We start from the raw sequence: 20,358 nt of genomic DNA, 5'->3' as shown, positions 1-20,358 counted from the left end.
GCATGGCCACCCGCACAATAAATGTGCGGTGGTGGCTCGCTTTGCTGTAAAAAAGTTTTATTATTGATTAATTATTTACACCGGTTATTTTCACATCCGGCAATGTATCGCGCACTTCCCAGCCACGTAATTTGCCGGGATTAAGTAAATTATACGGATCGCAGGCGCGTTTCATAGCAACAACATCCGCCCGCACCATGCCCTGTTTACCATCTTCAATATGAATAACGTGCGGGTTATTTATTTTCACACCGTTATCACGGTAAATTTGCATAATATCATTCAGGCGATCTTCATCGCTAAAACGCACCAGCGGCAAGCCGCTACAGGTTAAGGTGCCGTTCATATCGCGCAGAAATTCAATATGCGACATCACTTCATCTGATAATTGCGCTTCCATCGCCAACGCCTGCTGATGGTAATTTTCCGCTGCATAGGCGGTTTGCAGATAGGTCAGGGTTTTATCCACTTTCAGCGCCTGAAGCGTGGTGTGGTTCCAGCAATATTCAATCAGCGAATGGCCGTGGTTCTCACCCTCGGCAAAATGCAACGCGCTGCGGCCACCATGCTGCGTCAGCAATGATGGCAGCAGACGGTCGCTCTCCACACCGACCACCGAAATCACGCCGTGTTGTCCCGCCACCTCCGCGTCAGCGAGATCGGTGAAGTAATCCAGTACCGGCGCAGCCATCACCGCCACCTGACGCTTCACCAGCCCCGGCGATTTTGCCAGGGCATCAGCAAAGGCCATCGCCGCCGGAAAACTGGTAAAGGTGTCGAGACGTTCGATCCAGTCATGACGCGGAGCCAGCGCCAGCTCGATTTCCAGCACGATGCCGTTACTGCCGTAAGCGTGGTGCAGCAGCAAGGCGTCCGGTGCCTGAAGCGTCAGGATGCGCGGCGTCTCTTCCATGGTCATCAGCTTCACCGACAACACATTGCCAGGTGCTGCCAGCGGGCCATAGTTGATGGAACCCACGCCACCAAAACCGCCGCCAAACAGACCGCCAAGAGTCGCCAGCTTCCAGGTGGACGGCATACAACGCAGCTCCCAACCGAGCGGCCGGGTATGGGCTTCCAGATCACCGAGGCGAATCCCGGCCTGCGCACAGACCGTGCCGTGCCCCATGCTCACCACGGCGTTGAGTTTGGTCATATCGACCATCAACCCACCGTTAAGCGGAATCAGCTGACCGTAGTTGCCGGTGCCACCACCCCGCAGATTCAGCGGGATGCGGCGGGCAGTACAGGCCGCCACCACCGCCGCCAGCTCCTGCTCATCTCGCGGGCGCACCGCCAGCTCGGCGAACTTCTCTTCCAGTTGCGGTTTCAGCACCGGGCTGAACCAGTGAAAATCGCGCGACAGGCGTTTGACCTTCGGCGCTTCTTTAATCCAGTCAAGTTCAGGCAACGCCGCAACCAGCGCCGCCAGTGCAGACTGACGATCGGAATCAGACATCTTTCTTTCCTGTAGTTGAGGTATCAGGTCGGGCTAAGTTCGCTCTCATGCCAGGCCGCCAATACGCGGCGCGTCAGCCACGACATCAGGGCAAACAGCAGGAAACCCGCCAGAGAAATCAGCAGCAGCGCGGCAAACATCAGCGGAATATTGAGCTGATAGCCGGCCTGCAAAATCTGGTACGCCAGCCCGGTATCGGTGCCACCGGTGCCAGCAACAAACTCCGCCACCACCGCGCCAATCAGCGACAAGCCGCTGGAGATACGCAGCGCGCCAAAGAAGTACGGCAACGCCGAAGGAATACGCAGGCGCAGCAGAATCTGCAAACGCGACGCATGGTTCAGTTTGAAATAGCTCAACAACCCCGGCGAGACACTACGCAGTCCCTGGGTGGTGTTGGAGATAATGGGAAATACCGCCATCAGCGTGGCGCACACCACCAGCGACATGGTGGTGTCTTTCACCCAGATGATGATCAGCGGCGCAATCGCCACAATCGGCGTTACCTGTAAAAACACGATGTAAGGAAACAACGCGCTTTCGATAAAGCGGTTCTGCACCAGCAAAAACGCCACGATGGAGCCAATCACAATCGCCACCACAAAGGAGATCACGGTGATCTTCAGGGTGTAAAGCAAGGACATAAACAGCGTCGGGAAGTTCTGCACCAGGCTCTGCGCCACTACCACCGGCGACGGCACCAGAAAGGCGGGCACCTTCAGCGTGGTGACCAGAAACTGCCACAACAATAACAGTACGATGGCGAACAGCGCCGGGAACAACCACTGCTGAAACTTACGCTGCGCGGCTAAGGGCTTCTTCATTATTTGCTCTCCTGACTGGCGGCAAACAGACCGCGCTGCAACTGCTGCGCATACTGCGTAAACTGCTGGCTGACACGGAACTCATCATCGCGCGGGAACGGCGCATCAATGCTGATATCATCCACCACGCGCCCGGGTCTGGCGGCCATCATGATCACCCGCTGCGACAGGAACACCGCTTCCTGAATCGAGTGAGTGACAAACACCACCGTCAGCTTCTGTTCCTGCCACAGTTGCAGCAGGTCGCTGTCCAGCTTGTTACGGGTGATCTCATCCAGTGCTCCGAAGGGTTCATCCATCAGCAACACCTTTGGCCGCGTCACCAGACCACGCGCAATCGACACACGCATCTGCATACCGCCGGACAACTCGCGCGGCAGCACATGACCAAACTGCCCCAGACCGACCAGTTCAAGGATCTCCCGCACGCGGGTGTCGGCTTCGGCACGCGGCACGCCAGCTAAGTCGAGCGGCAGGCGCACATTCTTGTGCACGTTGCTCCACGGCATCAGCGTCGCCTCCTGAAACACGAACGATAACGGCAGATCGTGCTGTTTTTCCCGGCGATCGCGCCGAAACAGCATCAACTTGCCATCACTCGACTCAATCAGCCCGGCGATCATTTTCAGCAAGGTACTTTTGCCACAGCCAGACGGACCAAGCAGCGAGACAAATTCGCCCTGGCGAATCGTCAGGTCTACCGGCAGCAAGGCACGCGTACCGTTCGGGTAAATTTTCTCAGCGGAGAGCACTTCAATCGCCGGAGCGGCCGCATGTAGCGGCACCGCTTGCGCATCATTGCTCATCAGGGTCAGTCGGCTGGCGGCATTCATGGCATAACCTTCACGTCTTGAATGAATTTCAGGGTGTAGCTGCCGTCAAACGGTACTTTCGCCGGGTCGATCAGCTTGTTGTCCACCAGCAGTTGCCAGGTCTGCTTCAGGCGCGGTACGGTCATGATGCCGATACCCCCGGTCTGCGCATCGCCGCCGGTCAGCATCTGATACTTTTTCATCTGCGCGATGCTGAAGGCAATCTGATCGTCGGTCATCTGCGGGTTTTCTTTCTTAATCAGCACGTTGCCCACAGCCGGATTCTCCAGATAGTTTTTCCAGCCCTGCATTGAGGCTTTGACGAAGGCTGCAACCGCCTGCGGACGTTTTTCGATGGTCGATTTCATACAAACGATGCTGTTGCCATACGGCGGGTAGCCCCAGTCGCTGATGGGGTAAACATTGGCCTGTGCACCGGCCTTCTGCACCGCGAACGGTTCGGAGGTCACGTAGCCCTGCTGCACCAGCGTTTTATCCGCGAGGAATGGCTGCACGCTAAAGGTATAAGGACGTACGCGCGCGTTTTTCAGGTTGAGTGCGCTCTGCGCCCACGGCCAGTACGAGGTATAGGCTTCTGCGGCTAACAGGAAAGTTTTACCCTGCAAATCAGCCTGACTTTTCACATCCGGGTGGGTAATAAACACAATCGCCGAGTGCTGGAAAGTGGTGGCAACCGGCACCGCTTCCACGCCCTGCTGCCAGGACTCCAGCGCCTGCATGTTATCGCTGATGATGCAGTCAGCCTGACCAGCAGCCATCAGCTGCATGGTGTGCACCTGCGGGCCGCCCATTTTAATGGTGACATCCAGCCCGGCATCGCGATACAGATTCTGCGCCTGAGCCTGATAAAAACCGCCATGCTCGGCCTGAGCATACCAGTTGGTCATAAAGGTAAATTTCTCGGCGGCCATACCTGGTGCCGACAGTGCCACAGCAAGCGCGGCGACAATGCTCAATGTTTTTTTCATAGCCGATCCCCGAATTAGCGCGGTTGTAATAATGATGCTGCGTCGTTTTGGTCTAAAACTTTGCCCTGCCACTGCCCTTTGCCCCACGCCGGTTCGGCACGGGTTACCCAGGTCATTTGGTGCACTTCGGTGATCACCTGCGCCCAACTGATGGCCAGCGACTCAAGGATCGCCTCGCCCTGCTCTGGGGTGGAAGGCAACGGATCGCCAATCACGCCGCTGGGGCCGAAATCATACGAAGCCCAGGCTGCCATCGGGCGGGTGCTGGAGAGTGTCGGGCATGGGAACGCCGGTGGATAGTTGGCGACGGCTTTCTCCATCTGCACCGTATCGGGTGCCAGCGCCAGCATCAGGGCGGTTTCGGCATGACCGGCGTGCATCGCCATCTGACGCTCTTTCTCGTCCATAAAACTTTCGGCGCAGTTCGGTACTTTGAAAGTGTCCTGCATGATGATGATCATGTCGCCGTGGCGCAGACGCAGTTCACGCATCGCCATCTGCAATGGCTGCGGTTGACCGCCATGACCGTTTACCATCAGGAACTTACGGAAACCGGCGCGGTACAGCGATTCGCCAATCTCCAGAATGGTATGCAGCAGCGTCTCACCGGTCAGCGTCAGGGTGCCGGGGAAATGCAGATGCTCATCCGATTTGCCATAGGTGATGGGCGGAATGGCGTAGGCCGGAATTTCTGCCGGTAAACGCGCCAGTGCATGGCCGACGACCCCGGAGGAGATCACGCTGTCTACCGCACACGGCAGATGCGGGCCATGCTGCTCAATCGCCCCGGTCGGCAGTACGATCACCGTGTTGGCTTTGTCTTCCAGCGTGGCGATATCGGTCCAGCTCAGATACGGCAAAAAGCGGTTTGCCGGAATATAACCATGTAACATCTCGCTTCCTCGTGTTATTGCGGCAACCACGCCGTCGCTTCAACTTCAATTAAGACATCCGGGCTGGGCAGCATTTCGCTGACCTGTACCACGGTAGAAACCGGTGGCGTATCGGGGTAAAACAGCTTGCGCACCCGACTGTAGTGAGGAAAGTGGTCCAGATTGCGGAAGTACTGCACCAGCTTGATCACATCGCTCATCTGGCCGCCTGCGCTTTCGATGGTGGTGCGGATGCTCTCCAGCACGTACCAGCTCTGCGCCAGAATTGGCCCTTCTTTGATATCGGTGGAAAACTCGCCGGTACGCCCCAACAGTTGCTGCGCCTCGGCGGGGATATCGTCGTAACCGCGCACAATCAGCGCGGTTTGCGGATTCACCGGGATGATGCCGGAGAGAAAGATAAAATCGCCCGCGCGTCGCCACGCGGCATACTTCGCCAGCGGTTTACCCGCCCCAGCTTCAAGCGTCATTGGTGGACTCTCCATAACAGATCCCCTGTTTCAACCGATAGCGGTGGCGGCTGCGCAATGGCCAGCTTGCCGCTTCGGCAGCAGGGAAAATGACAAAATCGTTAGCCAGCAGAGTTGCACCGTCATGTAACGCCGCACGCTGGCAAATCAGGGCCGATGCTTCATCAAAAGCCGCGCCAAGTTGCGCACTCAGTAACCCGCTAAACAGCGTATCGAGTGGGTCGTAGCTGCCGACCGGACAGAACGCGTCCTGCACGTTATCCGCCCCCAGCAACACCGGCATACCACGCGTTTGCGCCTCTTTAATCAGGGTTAAACCGCGCTGGCGCGGGGTGCGTCCCGGCACCGCGTCCTGTAACAACAGGTTGGTCAGCGGCAGCGCAATCAGGGTGACGCGGTGTTGCGCCAGCACATCGAGGATCGCCTCGCCGTCCTCCTGCTGCGCCAGTGCACAACCGTGGCTACAGGTAATACGTCCGCTAAACGGATGGTGTTGCAAATAACGCGCCAGCCAGCGCAACCCTTGCGCGTCGTGGCTCAGTTCTTCGTCGATATGCAGATCAATATCCAGCCGCCAGCGTTCTGCCGCCTGCAACAGATGGGTAAATGCCTGCGCATCCCAGTTGCTGCTGTGAATAAAACCGCCAAGCAGCGCACCGCTGGCAGCAACCTGTGCGGCTATATGTTCCGCCTGGTCGGCATCGGCAAAAAAGGTCAGCGGGGCCAACGCCACGCGTTCGAGGGTGCACAGCGGATGCTGCATTTCGCCCACGATCTGCCACGCCAGAGGCGCATCGGCTGAGAACCAGTCGATATGGGTACGCAGCAGGCCCACGCCAGCCTCCACCGCCCAGTTCAGCGCCTGGCGGGCGCGTTGGCGCAGATCGTCCGCGCTCCAGCGCGCCCGGTCCTGATGCATCGCAGCAATCGCCGCCAGCAGGCCCGGTTGCAACGCCGGGCTGCGCTGCACGGTGAAGGTTTTATCGAGATGGGCGTGAGGTTCAATCAACGGCGGCAGCACCAGCGCGCCGTTCAGCGCCAGATAGCCGCTAACGTCACGATCTGGCTCGATATGGGTGCCATCTTCGCGAAAATGTAGTGTCGCCAGCACTGGATGATCGCCATGCATCGGCCAGTCCTGCGGGAGCAGCCAGCGGGGTAAACGCGCGCCTGTCGCGCCTGGATACGCGTTCACAGGTCAAGTACCAGTAACGGGGTACGGGCGCGTGAGCAGCACAGCACGATGCAGTCATTCGCCGCGCGCTCTTTCTTACTCAACACTTCATCGCGATGATCCGGCTCACCGCTCAGCACGCCGGTAATACAGGCTCCGCACATGCCCTGCTCGCAGGAGAGTTCGATGTCGATCCCTGCACGCTCCAGCACTTCAGCAATGCTTTCATCGGCATTGATGGTGTGACGCGCACCGCTGGAGGCGATTTCTACCGTGAACACGTCGCCAGCAATCGATTGCGTGGTGACATCAGGTTTGAATTTTTCGCTATGCAGTTGATCGTCACGCCAGCCATGTTGCTGCGCCAGTTGATGCAGATGCTCCATAAAACCCGCCGGTCCACAGCTCACCAGCACGCTGTTGTGCGCTACTTTGAGGTCTTCTGGTACTCGCTGGCGCAGGCTATCGCCCTCGCTGCTGTAATGCAGCACCACCCGCGAGCCAAGCTGGTCCAGACGCGCACTAAACGGTAGCTCATCGTGACGTTTAAGAAACAGATGCAGCGTGAACTCGGCATTCTGCGCCGCCAGGTGCTCAGCCATCACCAGCAACGGTGTCAGGCCGATACCCGCCGCAAACAGCAATGTACGCGGCGCTTCCGGCAGCGGAAAATGGTTGCGTGGTGCGGAGATGGTTAAACGCGTCCCCGTCTGCACCTGATGGTGCAGCCAGCGAGAGCCGCCGCCCGATGCCTGATCGAGACGGACGCAAACTTGATAGTGTGCCTCCCCGGCGGCCGAGCACAGCGAATACTGCCGCTTGCCACAGTCGGGAATGGTCACATCAATATGGGCACCGGGGGTAAACACCGGTAGTGGGTGGCCGCTGGCAGACGCCAGGGTCAGTAATACATTGCCAGCACCGTTGAACTGCTTTGCGATGACGGTGACAGCCAGATTCTCTGCCTGCTTCATAATAATCCTGCATACGACGGACACGTCATCAGCCGGGAGGCCGCGCGTAGTCTTGTTTTTATCGTGATTGCGATTATTATTTTGCCTGTGTGTAAGCGTCCATCTGTTTAATTCGCACGATGCGTTGCAAAAAAGAGAGCACCCGCTATGTTCGCCTTCTCCCGGTTTCTGATCTACTTCACCGAGGTGGCCCGCCAGGGTTCACTGCGCAAGGCTTCCGAGACGCTGCATGTCTCGGCATCCTCCATCGATCGACAGATTTTGCGGGTGGAACAGCAGCTGGATATGCCGCTGTTTGAACGTCATCCATCAGGATTACGTATGACCGCAGCCGGGGAAATTTTGCTGAATGCTGCCAGGAACTGGCAGCGAGAGTTTGGTCGCGTCTGTACCCAGCTCGATGATCTGCGCGGCCTGCGTCACGGTCATGTGCATATCGCCACCATTGATGCCATCAACCGCGGCTTTTTCTCGGCCATTCTGCAACGCATTCGCACCGAGTATCCCGGTATCTCCTTTACGCTCACCACCATGAGCAACATCCATATCGCTAACGCGCTGACCAATGGCGACGCCGATTTTGGCATCATGCTCAATCCACAAAGCTCGCGCGAGCTGCTGGTGAAGTCGTTTGCGGATTTACGCCTGGGTATTGTGGTCAGCAGCCAACACCCGCTGGCCAAGCTGGAAACTATCCGCTTCAGCCATTGTGAATCCTGGCCGTTTATCGTTCCCGCCGCCCCCCTGATGCTGGCAGAGCCGCTTGAGGCCCTGATCAACAGCTCCGGCATCACCCTGAATGAGGTAGGCCGCACCAACAATATCCATATGCTGCGTTCGCTGGTTCGCGATGACGTGGGCATCAGCCTGATGTGTTGGCTGGATATTGTGGATGAATACCGCCGTGGTGAACTGAAATTTATCCCGCTGATAGATGGCATGCTGAAGCCGTTTACCCTGTCGCTGTGCGTCGCCCCGCAGCGTCAGCTATCGATTGCCGCCTCAATGATGCTGCGTGAACTGGAGTCGTTTTTCGCCCTGATGCAGAACGAAGAAGCCCTGGCGGGGCAAACCACTGCCCCTCCGCCCGCCCCGTAACAGCGGGATTTTTGACTCGGCTCACACTTTCTCCCTTTCCCCTCTTGCCAGCCTGCCGTTGATTGCTGAAGATGGGCGCGATTCAGGATTGTTACTGCAAATCAGGCAAAACCTAAATCGCACCGCATTCAGTTTTCGAGCGCGGTGCGATTTAGGTTTTTTTTTGCCTCCAATCCGGGACAACCCGAGAACAACAGCGATTATCAGCGGGAGTAGGTATGCCATATCAGGAACTGGCCGACGAAATTGTCGAAGGTGTCGGCGGTAAAGCCAACATCATCAGCGTGATCCACTGCGCCACACGCTTACGCTTTAAACTCAAGCAGCCGGGTAAAGCCCAGACCGCGGCGTTGAAGAATAATCCCGGCATCATCATGGTGGTGGAGAGCGGCGGCCAGTATCAGGTGGTGATTGGCAACCACGTTGGCGAGGTATATCAGCAGGTAGCCAGTCGTCACGGGTTGGAAAACGACAACAGCGACCGTGCCGATGCCCCCAAACAAACGCTGTTCGCCCGCTTTATCGATCTGGTTTCCGGCATCTTCACCCCGTTTATCGGGGTAATGATCGCCTCCGGTATTATCAAAGGACTGCTGGCCCTGGCGCTGGTGCTGGGTGTCATGCATCAGGAGAGCGGCAGCTACAAGCTGCTGTTTGTCGCCAGCGATGGCCTGTTTTATTTCCTGCCGATCCTGCTTGGCTACAGCGCCAGCAAAAAATTTGGCGGCAACCCGTTTGTCGGCATGGCTATCGCCGCTGCGCTGGTCCATCCGCTGATCCTCACCGCGCTGGAACAGCAGCAGCAGGGCGAGAATCTACGCTTTTTCGGCATCCCGCTGGAGATCATCAACTACAGCTCATCCGTGATCCCGATTATCTTTGCCTCCTGGGTTGCCAGCCTGGTTGAACGGGTGGTACATCCGCGTTCCCCTGGCGCGGTGCGTAACTTCACCACCCCGCTGCTGTGCCTGATTATCACCGTGCCCCTGACCTTCCTCGCCATCGGTCCGGCTGCCACCTGGCTGAGCCGCATGCTGGCGGAGGGGTATCTGTGGATTTACAGCCTCAGCCCGACCATCGCCGGTGCGGTGATGGGGGCCATCTGGCAGGTGTGCGTGATCTTCGGTCTGCACTGGGGGCTGGTACCGATCATGCTGAATAACCTCACTAACTTCGGCCACGACACCCTGCTGCCGCTGCTGATGCCAGCAGTGCTCGGCCAGGCTGGCGCCACCCTCGGCGTGATGCTGCGTACCCATGAAGCCAAAGTGAAGGCGATGGCCGGTTCTGCCTTTAGCGCCAGCATCTTCGGCATCACCGAACCGGCGGTGTACGGCATCACCCTGCCCAACCGTCGTCCCTTTATCTTTGGCTGCATCGGTGGCGCACTGGGTGCCGCAATCCTTGGTTTCTGGCATACCACCATTTATTCGTTTGGTTTCCCCAGCATCTTCACCTTTATTCAGGTGGTGCCGCCCAGCGGCATCGACGCCAGCGTCTACGCCTCTTTTGCCGGTGCCATCGTGGCATTGCTGTTCGCCACCGTCGCCACCTGGCTGTTTGGCCTGCCCACTCCCGCCCCGGTAGTGGAAACCGCCCCGACTCCGGCAGGCGACGCCTCGCCGGTACGCATGCAAACCGTGTTTAGCCCGATCTCGGGCAAGGTAATGGCGCTGGATTCGATCAAAGATGAAACCTTCGCCAGCGGCCTGCTGGGCAAAGGTGTGGCAATTGTGCCGGATAATGGCCGCGTGGTGTCGCCGATTGATGGTGTGGTGTCATCATTTTTCCGCACCCACCACGCCATTGGATTGACCGCAGACGACGGTGCGGAAGTCTTGATTCATGTCGGTCTCGACACCGTCAAACTGGACGGCAAATTTTTCACTCCACACGTCGCCGTCGATGATGTGGTGAAAGTGGGCGATCTGCTGCTGGAGTTCGACCTGAGCGCCATTCAGGCGGCCGGATACGATCTCACCACCCCGGTGGTGGTCAGTAACAGCGATGAATTTATTGATGTTTTATCCCTGCAACCGTCAACGGTAACGGCCTGTGCGCCGTTGCTCAGTGCGGTGAAATAATTGAGGAGTTACAAGATGACCTTACGTTTCCCGGATGGATTTTTATGGGGCGGTGCCGTAGCCGCCAACCAGGTAGAAGGCGCGTATCAGACCGGTGGCAAAGGCTTATCCACCTCCGATCTGCAACCGAAAGGCATTTTTGGCGATCGCGTTGAACGCCACGCCGGTGATTTCGGTATCAAAGACACCGCGATTGATTTCTACCACCGCTTCCCGGAAGACATCAAACTGTTCGCCGAAATGGGCTTCACCGTGCTGCGTACTTCAATTGCCTGGACGCGCATCTTCCCACAGGGCGACGAAGCCGAGCCAAACGAAGAAGGGCTGGCCTTTTACGATCGCCTGTTCGACGAGATGGCGAAATACAACATTCAGCCGCTGGTCACGCTGTCGCATTATGAAATGCCGTATGGGCTGATCAAAAAATACGGCGGCTGGGGCAGCCGCACCACTATCGACTGCTTCGAGCGTTACGCGCGCGCGGTATTCACCCGTTTCCAGCACAAGGTGAAACTGTGGCTGACGTTCAATGAAATCAATATGTCGCTGCACGCGCCCTTTACCGGCGTCGGTCTGCCGGAAGAGAGTGACCAGCAGGCGATTTATCAGGCCATCCATCATCAACTGGTCGCCAGTGGCCGTGCGGTCAAAGCCTGCCATGAAATCGTTAAAGACGGCAAAATCGGTAACATGCTGCTCGGCGCACTGCTCTACCCGCTCAGCTGCCGCCCGGCGGACGTGATGGAAACCATGCAGCAGAACCGTGAATGGCTTTTCTTCGGTGATGTGCAGGTACGTGGCTACTATCCGGCCTATATGAAACGCTTCTTTGCCGACCGTCAGATCCAGATCAACATTACCGATCAGGACAAACGCGACCTGCAAAACACCATCGATTACATCTCCTTCAGCTACTACATGACCGGTTGCGTCACCACCAATGAAGAAGAGAATCAGAAAGCGCGCGGCAACATTCTGTCGATGGTGCCAAACCCGCATCTCGCCAGTTCCGACTGGGGATGGCAGATTGACCCGGAAGGGCTGCGTATCCTGATGAACCTGCTGTACGACCGCTACCAGAAACCCCTGTTTATCGTGGAGAACGGTCTTGGCGCGAAAGACAAGGTCGAAGCCGATGGCAGCATCAACGACGACTACCGCATTCAGTATCTCAATGACCATCTGGTGCAGGTGCGTGAAGCGATTGAGGACGGCGTGGAAGTGATGGGCTACACCTGTTGGGGACCGATCGATCTGGTCAGCGCTTCAAAAGCAGAGTTCTCCAAACGCTACGGCTTTATCTACGTCGATCGCGATGATAACGGCAACGGTACGCTGGTGCGCTCACGTAAGAAAAGTTTCTTCTGGTATCAGGAAGTGATTGGCAGCCACGGTGCCTCACTGAAGTAACACAAACACGTAGCGGTGCGATTTATCGCGCCTGTTTTAAAAGACGCGCGATAAATCGCGCCGCTACGAATCAGGCTTCATCGTCCCCGATTTGCAACGCCCGCGTCTCTTTACGCACCCGCTCGATATGGATGGTGAGAAACATCCGCTCCTCATTCGACAAGGCATAGTGGTATTTCTGCTGAATATGCTGATCAACCTTGATGGTGCACTGGTACGCTTCCGGGTACTTGTCGCGCACCACATCATGGAGCGATTCATCCTCGCTGCACACGCCGCGTTTACCCAGCATACGTTGCGCGAAAAATTTCAGATGGTTAACAAAGCGGTTATAGCTCAGGCTTTCAACGCGATAATCGAGTTGCAGGCGATACTTCACAATCTGCAAAATATCCTGCATAAACCGCGTGATATGCGCGACATCTGACATATCGTTATCAAGCTGGGCATTCACCAGATGCATGGCGATAAAACCGGCCTCATCCTCTGGCAGACGTTCACCGAGGCGTTTCTCAATGATCGCCAGTGCCTCCAGCCCCAGCGCGTACTCGTTGGGATAGAGCGTTTTGATCTCCCAGATCAACACATTGCGGATCGGCAAATTTTGCCGATGTCGTTCAATCGCAAAGTTGCAGTGATCGCATAGCGCGATCGACAGACTTTCATGCAATTTCGATCCCAGTTGCTCCCTGGCACGCGCGATGATCAATTCGGTGGTGGTGATCACCTCGATCGGGATCTCCGACAGCAGCTCGCTCAGGCGATTGGTCAGCGTATGGTTTTGCAACGCAAACACTTTTTCGATCAACTGCGCATCCAACGGATCGCCAATGCGCTTGTTGAACGCTAACCCGCGTCCCATCACCACCTGTTCCTGGCCCTGCTCGCCCAGCACGATGGCCACATTATTATTAAGTATTTTCGCAATCTTCATTTGGCACCCTGAAAACGAAAAAACCTGACCTCCCGCGAAGCGAGCTGTCAGGTTTTGCCTGTGTGGAGGAACACAGTAACAATCCGCTCCATCATAAATGCCTGGCATCACACGGCAAGCTGAAATCGGGATAAATGTGACCCGGCTCCGTTTCTTTTCACTGATGATAGCAGAGGGCCATACAATAAATTTATTCCCCCATAATAAAATTCAATAAATTTATTTATCATTGAGTTAAATCAACCCTGATTTTTATTTCGTGATCACTCCACCGTTAGCCGTAACACAACATCCGTAACACGCTATTTATCCGGTAGGCTTCATCAAACAGAAAAATAAACACCCTGAACCGGACGTGCCCGCACGCCCCTTATTTCCCTTACCCTATAAATAACATCAGGAGTCAGCCATGCCTGAAGAAACGACGCTATTACCCTGGTATAAACGGCTGAATCGCCAGCAATGGAAGGCATTCTGGGCCGCATGGATGGGTTATATGCTGGACGGTTTTGACTTCGTCATTATTACCTTAGTCCTGACCGAAATAATGGCGGAATTTAATGTCACCACGGCGGAAGCGGCGGCGTTAATTTCTGCCGCATTTATTTTGCGTTGGTTTGGTGGATTGGCACTCGGTGCTATGGGCGATAAATATGGCCGTAAAAGTGCGATGATCACCAGCATTATATTATTTGCCGGTGGCACGTTCGCCTGCGGTATCGCACCCAATTATACCTGGATGTTTATTGCACGCGTGTTGGTCGGAATCGGCATGGCCGGTGAATATGGCACCAGTTCTGCCTATGCCATCGAAACCTGGCCGAAAGATATGCGCAATAAAGCCAGCGCCTTCCTCAATTCCGGCTTTTCTGCGGGGGCTATTTTGTCGGTGCTGGCGTATAGCTGGGTGGTTCCGCTGTGGGGTTGGCGCTCGCTGTTTTACCTCGGCATTATCCCGGTGTTTTATGCCCTGTGGCTGCGCCGCGCCATTCCGGAAGCCGAAGAGTGGGCGGCGGCCAAAGCCAAAGCTGCCAAACCCGCGGAAACCATGATCGACACGCTGTTTCGTGGGCCAAACCGCTTACGTAACACCCTCAACCTGCTGCTGGGATTGGCCGCCGCCGTGTCGCTCTACTTCTGCTTCGACCACCAGACCTCCGGGGTGGTGACCGGCGTGCTGGCGGTGATCATCGCGGCAATCTTTATCCGTTTTCTGGTGCAGAGCGGCGGCGAGCGCTGGCCCACCAGCCTGATGCTCACCGTCACTATCGTCTGCGTGTTTCTTTACGGCTGGCCGATCCACGCGCTGCTGCCTACTTACCTGAAAACCGAGTTGCACTACTCGCCAGAAGTGGTCGCGCTGGTGTTCTCCTTTAGCCGCTTCGGCATGGGCCTTGGCTGCTGCGTGGCGGGGATCGCCGCCGATCGCATCGGTACGCGCAAAACCTATGTACTGAGTCTGCTGATCGCCCAGATGATCATCATCCCGGTATTTATGCTCAACGGCTCCAGCGTCTGGTTACTGTGTCTGCTGATCTTCCTGCAACAACTGTTCAGCCAGGGCGTCGGCGGCCTGCTGGCGAAGATGATCAGCGGCTACTTCGATACCGAGCAGCGCGCAGCCAACCTCAGCTTTATCTACAACATCGGCTCACTCGGCGGTGCACTCGCGCCGGTGCTGGGTGCGCTCATCGCGCAGCACGCCTCACTGGGTAGCGCGCTTGGCGGCCTGTCGTTTGGCCTGACCTTCGTCGTGATGTTGTTGATTGGCTTTGATATGCCGTCGCGCGTGCAGCGCTGGTTAAAACCGCAGGCGCTGCGTCACTACGACACCGTCGATGGCACCCCACTTGCTGGCGCGTTCACCCGTGAAGAACGTGCCGCCCAGCATCTTACCCCGCTTAACTCAGGCAAACCCTGAAAGGAGAGAACATGACCGCAGGAAACCGCATTTATTTACGTCGCCCGGCTGATGCTGAACCGCTACTGGAAACCTTCCGCACCCTGCCAGCTGCCGTGGTCGCAGATTGTATGAGCCGCCTGCCCGCCCTGTCAGCGGAGATCAGCCTGAAAACGGCCCCACAACAACCGATTATGTGTGGTCTGGCAGTGACGGTAAAAGCCCGTTCAGGCGACAACCTGATGCTACACAAAGCGCTGGATATCGCCGGGCGCAACGATGTGATTATTCTGTCGAACGAAGGTGATCGCAGCCAGTCGCTGATGGGTGAAGTCATGGCGACCTATGCAAAGCAGCGCGGCATGGAAGGGATTGTGCTGGATGGCCCGGTGCGCGACATCGACGGATTATCACGCATGGATTTCCCGATCTACGCAGCCGGAGTCACGCCGGGTGGCCCCTTTAAAGACGGACCGGGTGAGATCAACGTGCCTATCGCCTGCGGCAAAATCCATGTCTCTCCTGGCGATATCATCCTCGGTGATGCTGATGGCGTGATTGTGATCCCACGCCAGGATGCAGCACGTATCCTGGAAGATGCGCTGGCGTATTTACAGGTGGATGAGCGCAACTTTGAGCTGGCGAAAACCGGCTCACTGGAGCGCGGTTGGCTGGATGAGACGCTGCGCAGTAAGAAGGTGGAGATTATTGACGATATTTATCGTTAACAGGAATCGCGCCGCGAGGATGCGGCGCGTTTTTACACCAGCGCCAACTTCCGCTGCCGTTGCTCACGCCACACGGCAAAAATCCCGGCCAGCGCCACAATCGATGCGCCAAACAGCGTGGTGGGACCTGGCAGGCTATTAAGGAACAGGTAACCTACCACCATCGACCATACCAGGGTGGTGTAATCAAACGGGGCCAGCAGCGAAGCATCCGCGTAACGCAGGCTGAGCGTGACCAGAATCTGTGCCAGACCGCCAAACAGCCCGCAACCAACCAGCAGCAGCAGTTGCGTGCCACTGGGTATGGTCCAGCCAAACACGATAGTGGCAAGGCCGATCACCGTGGTCATCAGTGAAAAATAGAACACAATCGCGCCGGGTTTTTCGATGCCATTCAGAAAACGAATTTGCACGTTGGAGGTGGCGGTGCAGACCGCAGCCACCAGCGCGCACAACACGCCGATACCCGCGCTGGCATGAGCGGCACTGGCGGAGAACAGCGTCAGTTTGGACGACAGCATGATCAAAATGCCGGACAGGCCGACCATCACCGCCAGCCAGCGCGATGCCCTGACCCGCTCTTTCAGCAGCACCGCCGCCATGATCACGGTAAACAGCGGCGCGGCGTAGCTCAGTGCAGTGGCATCCGCCAGCGAGATATACACCAGCGCCAGATAGTTAAAGTACATGCCACCAGTGCCGGAAAAACCCCGAATCAGATGACCGAACAGATTGCGGGTTTTCAGGTTTTCCAGCACGTTCCCCTGAATTTTCAACCATATCAGCAGTGGAAACAGCGCGACAAAACTGCGGAAAAAAATCACTTCCCCGGTGGGTATGGTGCCGTTCAACCCTTTCACACACGCCAACATCAGCGTTGAACACAGCGCCGCCATTATCTTCAGTACTACGCCTAATCTGGCATTCATTGCTTTGACCCTATTCTCTCTCTACCACTCGCAACCGACTTGATTGCCGAGAGGACAACGCGCATACCATATGGAGAGACTGCGGGCCGCGATAACACTATTTTGCTCTGCCTGAATAGCAATAACTTATCGTCCACCGTCATAGCATTTCGCTATCGCGCGACAGGGTTTCCCTCTTATTCGCCGCAAAACAAAGCCGATATAGTCCAGGAAACGCGAATATTGACGGATTACCGAGGGGAATCACATGACCATGAAAAGACGTACCACCATCGGGCTGGCGCTGCTGCCGCTGCTGGCTATCTCTTCCGCCCATGCTGACCTGATGGCAAACATTAAGTCGAGCGGCGAACTTAAGTGCGCAGTCTATTCCGACGTGCCACCCTTCTCCTCGCCGGATCCGCAAACTCGCCAGTTGGCTGGCATGGACGTTGACCTGTGCAACGCGCTGGCAAAACAGATGGGGGTCAAAGTCACCCTGGTGCCGACTTCCGTGGAAGCGCGTATCGCAGTGATCGCCACTGGCCGCGCCGATGTCCTGATCGCTAACCTTGCCTACACCAAAACCCGTGGCAACCAGATCCAGTTCAGCGACCCGTACTATGTCGCCAAAGAGATGCTGCTGGTGAAAGCGCCGCTGGCCGACAAGCCGCTGAGTTACTTTAAAGGTAAGCGCATCAGCGCCACCAAAGGCACCACCTCAGAACAATCTATCCACCTGAAAGGCGCACGAGCAGTGACCTTCCAGGACACCGCCTCGGCTTTCCTCGCGGTGGAACAGAACAAAGCATTGGGCTTTGTCACCAACACCATGACCGGTATCAAGATGATCACCCAGGCGAAAAAAGACGGTATCGATCTGGCGATGATCAAAGAACCGATGGCGCTGGAACCGATTGGTGTCGGCATGAAACGTGACGAGCCAGCGTTGTTAGCCAGCGTCAACAGCGGCCTGAAAGCGATGGACGATGACGGCACCATCGACAAAATCTGGGACACCTGGATTGGGCCAAAGACCGAATACAAAATGGTGCGTGAGGAGCGCGTTCAGCCGCTCTCCAGTCTGAAATTTGAACCGCTGGAATAACCATGCCCGTGATGTCGCCATCTGATATCAAGCCCGCCAGCGCTCCCGCGCTGGCTTGCTCCTCTACCATTACCCTCTCCACCATTGGCGCACGCGCCTGGCTGGTGGAAGCACCGGGCGGTTTTGATTTGCCCTCACAACGTCGCGTCTGGTCGCTGGCACGATTGCTCGCCAGTGGCGAAGACGTTGAATCACTGATCCCTGGGGTCACCAATCTGCTGGTGCTGTTTCGCCAGATTCCCCCCGATGAGACTGCGGTGCGCGCCCGACTGCATGCCGCCTGGGAACAGGCGCAGGCCATCCATCCGCAGGGCAAACTGATTGAGATTCCGGTGGATTACGGTGGCGAACACGCGATCGATCTCGATGCCGTTTGCCGACATACCGGTTTCAGCGCGCGCGAAGTGGTACGTCGTCATCATCAAAGCGAATACACGGTATTCGCCCTCGGCAGCGCGCCGGGCTTTGGGTATCTGCATGGACTGGACCCGCAGCTGGCAACGCCACGCAAAAAAGTACCGTCGCTCAGCATGCTGAAAGGCACCGTCACCATTGGCGGCGCGCAGGCAGGCGTCTCGGCGCTGACCGGCCCGAATGGCTGGAACGCGATTGGCTATGCCGAACTGGAGGTGTTTGATCCCCTGGCGGACTCACCGGCGTTGATGGCCCCCGGCGATCGCATTCGCTTTCTGCCGCAGAGGATTGAACTGTGATTGAGATTGAACAAAGCGGTGCGCTCAATACGGTGCAGGACTTAGGCCGTTTCAACTATCGCCATATGGGCGTGTCGGTGAGCGGTGTGATGGACCCACTGGCGTTGCGGGCAGGCAACCTGCTGCTCGGTAACGAGGAAAATGCCGCCGCGATTGAAGTGCAACTGTTTCCATTTCGCGTGCGCTTTTTGCAGGATACCAACATCGCCGTGACCGGCGCTGACTGTCGCGCCACGCTGGATGGCAACCCTCTGCCGCCCTGGTGGGGTTGCGGCGTTCGCGCCGGTCAGGTGCTGGAGCTACGCTACCCGCGCAGCGGCGCCCGTGGATATCTGTGCATTGCCGGTGGTATCGATGTGCCCGTGGTGCTGGATTCGCGCAGTACCGCGCTGCGCGGTGCCTTCGGTGGTCATCATGGCCGGGCATTGCAGCGTGGCGACCAGTTACCCCTTGGCGCGACAACCGGCCCGGCATTACCGCAGGCGGGTATCGGTATCGAACCTCCGGAAAGCGCGTTGGGTACCTGGTTCCCGCGTAATAACGCCGGTGAGATCCAGTTACGCGCCATTCCCTCCGGCGAGTACGCATTGTTTGCTGAAGACGCCGCGCGTTTCTGGCAGCAATCCTGGCAAGTTTCCAACCAAAGTAACCGTACCGGTTACCGGCTGGCAGGAGATCCGATCTTCCCGTCACACACGGTGGAGATGCGATCCTATGGCCTGATCCCCGGAATCGTACAGGTGCCTCCGGCCGGTGAGCCGATCATCCAGTTAAGCGATGCCAATACCGCCGGTGGTTATCCCAAGATCGCCGGGGTGATCGAGCAGGATCTGTGGCGACTCGGTCAGATACTGCCCGGCCAGTCCATTCAGTTGGTAAAAAGTGATGCGCGTGAAGCCATCGCCATCGAACAAGAAGTGACGCGCTGGCTCACCCGGCTGCGTCTGAGCTGCCTGCCGCTGCGCAAGGCCGTGGGCGTTTAACCCTGGCAAGGAACCAAAACGATGAAGATTGATGTCAATTCCGATATGGGAGAAGGCTTCGGCGTTTATCAACTGTGTGATGACGCCGCACTGATGCAGGTGGTGTCATCCGCCAATATTGCCTGCGGTTTTCATGCCGGTGATCCCACGATCATGACCAACATGGTCCGTCTGGCGAAGCAGCATGGCGTGGGGATTGGTGCACATCCGGGCCTGCCGGATCGCCAGGGGTTTGGCCGCCGTGAACTGCCTTTTTCCGCTGACGAAATTTGCCAGCAGGTGGCGTATCAGCTGGGTGCATTGATGGCGATTGCCCGTGCCGAAGGCACTCAGGTTGCCCATTTCAGCTTCCACGCAGCGATGGGCAATATCGTTAACCGTGACGCCGCGCTGGCGCAGCAAGTGATGGAGCTGGTGGCGCGTATTGATAGCTCGCTGATTATCTTCGCCCAGCCGGATACCATTATTGAACGCGCTGCGCAGGCCGCCGGTCTGAAAACCCTGACGCTGTTCCTCGCCGACCGCGCTTACGATGCCCAGGGGCGTCTGGTGCCGCGTGGTATCGCCGGCTCGGTGATTAAAGAAGAAAGCGCGCTGCGCGCCCGTGTGCGCCAGTTTCTGCAACGCGGCACCGTCACCACCCTTGAAGGTGAAGAGATCGCGGTACGCGCCCGCTCAATTCTGGTCCACAGCGATACACCCGGTTCACTGGCGCTCGCCACCATCGTGCGCAGCGAGATCGAAGCCAGTGGTCATCAGGTGGCTCCGGCGACTGAAGTGCTGGCCTGATACCCTCACCCCGGCCCTCTCCCGCAAGCGGGAGAGGGAGAAGAGAGAGAGATGCAAGATTTGCTCGGTCTGTCCCCTCTCCCGCTTGCGGGAGAGGGTTAGGGTGAG

At 57.2% G+C, this 20,358-nt stretch carries 19 protein-coding genes; 9 read left to right on the top strand and 10 right to left on the bottom strand.

What is annotated here, in order from left to right; translation table 11 throughout:
* Nucleotides 1-67: 67 nt before the first annotated feature.
* The 8 genes from AC6I8T_RS02275 to AC6I8T_RS02240 are packed head-to-tail and all read right to left on the bottom strand — an operon-like array spanning nucleotide 68 to nucleotide 7,595.
* Nucleotides 68-1,459 (bottom strand): FAD-binding oxidoreductase, encoded by a 1,392-nt coding sequence (locus AC6I8T_RS02275; protein WP_497833471.1) that lies wholly within the window; start codon nucleotides 1,457-1,459, stop codon nucleotides 68-70.
* A 23-nt stretch (nucleotides 1,460-1,482) separates the two neighbouring features.
* On the bottom strand, nucleotides 1,483-2,283 hold the full coding sequence (locus AC6I8T_RS02270) for an ABC transporter permease (protein WP_208724676.1): 801 nt from the start codon (nucleotides 2,281-2,283) through the stop codon (nucleotides 1,483-1,485).
* Nucleotides 2,283-3,116: an ABC transporter ATP-binding protein gene (locus AC6I8T_RS02265; protein ID WP_497833470.1), complete on the bottom strand. Its 834-nt coding sequence runs from the start codon at nucleotides 3,114-3,116 to the stop codon at nucleotides 2,283-2,285. The genes AC6I8T_RS02270 and AC6I8T_RS02265 overlap by 1 nt, the downstream gene beginning before the upstream one ends.
* The gene (locus AC6I8T_RS02260) at nucleotides 3,113-4,084 is read right to left on the bottom strand and encodes an ABC transporter substrate-binding protein (protein ID WP_497833469.1); all 972 of its coding nucleotides are present in this window, start codon (nucleotides 4,082-4,084) and stop codon (nucleotides 3,113-3,115) included. The genes AC6I8T_RS02265 and AC6I8T_RS02260 overlap by 4 nt, the downstream gene beginning before the upstream one ends.
* A 14-nt stretch (nucleotides 4,085-4,098) precedes the next feature.
* Nucleotides 4,099-4,977 carry a creatininase family protein gene (locus AC6I8T_RS02255; RefSeq protein ID WP_208724674.1) on the bottom strand — a complete coding sequence of 293 codons (879 nt, stop codon included), beginning with the start codon at nucleotides 4,975-4,977 and terminating at the stop codon, nucleotides 4,099-4,101.
* Between the two features lie 14 nt (nucleotides 4,978-4,991).
* On the bottom strand, nucleotides 4,992-5,447 hold the full coding sequence (locus AC6I8T_RS02250) for a RidA family protein (protein ID WP_021184198.1): 456 nt from the start codon (nucleotides 5,445-5,447) through the stop codon (nucleotides 4,992-4,994).
* Entirely contained in the window at nucleotides 5,437-6,642 is a 1,206-nt protein-coding gene (locus AC6I8T_RS02245; RefSeq protein WP_208724673.1) for an amidohydrolase family protein, read from the bottom strand. Before AC6I8T_RS02245 ends, AC6I8T_RS02250 begins: the two co-directional genes overlap by 11 nt.
* Nucleotides 6,639-7,595, bottom strand: a complete 957-nt coding sequence (locus AC6I8T_RS02240; RefSeq protein ID WP_208724672.1) for a PDR/VanB family oxidoreductase — start codon at nucleotides 7,593-7,595, stop codon at nucleotides 6,639-6,641. The genes AC6I8T_RS02245 and AC6I8T_RS02240 overlap by 4 nt, the downstream gene beginning before the upstream one ends.
* Before the next feature lie 147 nt (nucleotides 7,596-7,742).
* Between AC6I8T_RS02240 and AC6I8T_RS02235 the strand changes: the two genes are divergently transcribed.
* The 3 genes from AC6I8T_RS02235 to AC6I8T_RS02225 all read left to right on the top strand — a co-directional run bounded on the left by AC6I8T_RS02235 (nucleotide 7,743) and on the right by AC6I8T_RS02225 (nucleotide 12,187).
* A complete protein-coding gene (locus tag AC6I8T_RS02235; protein WP_021184195.1) occupies nucleotides 7,743-8,693 on the top strand; it encodes a LysR family transcriptional regulator in 951 nt (316 codons plus the stop codon).
* Nucleotides 8,694-8,911: 218 nt separating this feature from the next.
* Entirely contained in the window at nucleotides 8,912-10,777 is a 1,866-nt protein-coding gene (bglF, locus tag AC6I8T_RS02230) for a PTS beta-glucoside transporter subunit IIABC (protein ID WP_497833468.1), read from the top strand.
* 15 nt (nucleotides 10,778-10,792) lie between these two features.
* The gene (locus AC6I8T_RS02225) at nucleotides 10,793-12,187 is read left to right on the top strand and encodes a glycoside hydrolase family 1 protein (RefSeq protein ID WP_021184193.1); all 1,395 of its coding nucleotides are present in this window, start codon (nucleotides 10,793-10,795) and stop codon (nucleotides 12,185-12,187) included.
* Nucleotides 12,188-12,257: 70 nt separating this feature from the next.
* Here the strand turns inward: AC6I8T_RS02225 and licT are convergent, their stop codons facing one another.
* Nucleotides 12,258-13,121: a BglG family transcription antiterminator LicT gene (licT, locus tag AC6I8T_RS02220; RefSeq protein ID WP_021184192.1), complete on the bottom strand. Its 864-nt coding sequence runs from the start codon at nucleotides 13,119-13,121 to the stop codon at nucleotides 12,258-12,260.
* Between the two features lie 409 nt (nucleotides 13,122-13,530).
* Here licT and AC6I8T_RS02215 point away from each other — a divergent pair, with 409 nt between their 5' ends.
* Nucleotides 13,531-15,042 carry a sialate:H+ symport family MFS transporter gene (locus AC6I8T_RS02215; RefSeq protein ID WP_021184191.1) on the top strand — a complete coding sequence of 504 codons (1,512 nt, stop codon included), beginning with the start codon at nucleotides 13,531-13,533 and terminating at the stop codon, nucleotides 15,040-15,042.
* A gap of 11 nt (nucleotides 15,043-15,053) precedes the next feature.
* Nucleotides 15,054-15,749 (top strand): RraA family protein, encoded by a 696-nt coding sequence (locus AC6I8T_RS02210; protein WP_021184190.1) that lies wholly within the window; start codon nucleotides 15,054-15,056, stop codon nucleotides 15,747-15,749.
* A 32-nt stretch (nucleotides 15,750-15,781) separates the two neighbouring features.
* Here the strand turns inward: AC6I8T_RS02210 and AC6I8T_RS02205 are convergent, their stop codons facing one another.
* Complete coding sequence (locus AC6I8T_RS02205) at nucleotides 15,782-16,678, bottom strand: DMT family transporter (protein WP_021184189.1); 897 nt, start codon at nucleotides 16,676-16,678, stop codon at nucleotides 15,782-15,784.
* 247 nt (nucleotides 16,679-16,925) lie between these two features.
* On the opposite strand from AC6I8T_RS02205, the gene AC6I8T_RS02200 reads away from it, so the two are divergent.
* The 4 genes from AC6I8T_RS02200 to AC6I8T_RS02185 are packed head-to-tail and all read left to right on the top strand — an operon-like array spanning nucleotide 16,926 to nucleotide 20,250.
* A complete protein-coding gene (locus AC6I8T_RS02200) occupies nucleotides 16,926-17,765 on the top strand; it encodes a transporter substrate-binding domain-containing protein (RefSeq protein WP_021184188.1) in 840 nt (279 codons plus the stop codon).
* A gap of 11 nt (nucleotides 17,766-17,776) precedes the next feature.
* Nucleotides 17,777-18,478: a 5-oxoprolinase subunit PxpB gene (gene pxpB, locus AC6I8T_RS02195; RefSeq protein WP_415173156.1), complete on the top strand. Its 702-nt coding sequence runs from the start codon at nucleotides 17,777-17,779 to the stop codon at nucleotides 18,476-18,478.
* Nucleotides 18,475-19,461, top strand: coding sequence for a 5-oxoprolinase subunit C family protein (locus AC6I8T_RS02190; protein WP_497833467.1), 987 nt, complete (start codon nucleotides 18,475-18,477; stop codon nucleotides 19,459-19,461). The genes pxpB and AC6I8T_RS02190 overlap by 4 nt, the downstream gene beginning before the upstream one ends.
* 21 nt (nucleotides 19,462-19,482) lie before the next feature.
* The gene (locus tag AC6I8T_RS02185; RefSeq protein WP_021184185.1) at nucleotides 19,483-20,250 is read left to right on the top strand and encodes a 5-oxoprolinase subunit PxpA; all 768 of its coding nucleotides are present in this window, start codon (nucleotides 19,483-19,485) and stop codon (nucleotides 20,248-20,250) included.
* Nucleotides 20,251-20,358: the final 108 nt, after the last annotated feature.

The sequence above is a fragment of the Pantoea sp. X-Soil-OKNW-556 genome, from assembly GCF_059730695.1.
The sequence above is the reverse complement of the archived record's forward strand: the minus strand, read 5'-3'. Positions and strand labels throughout refer to the sequence as shown.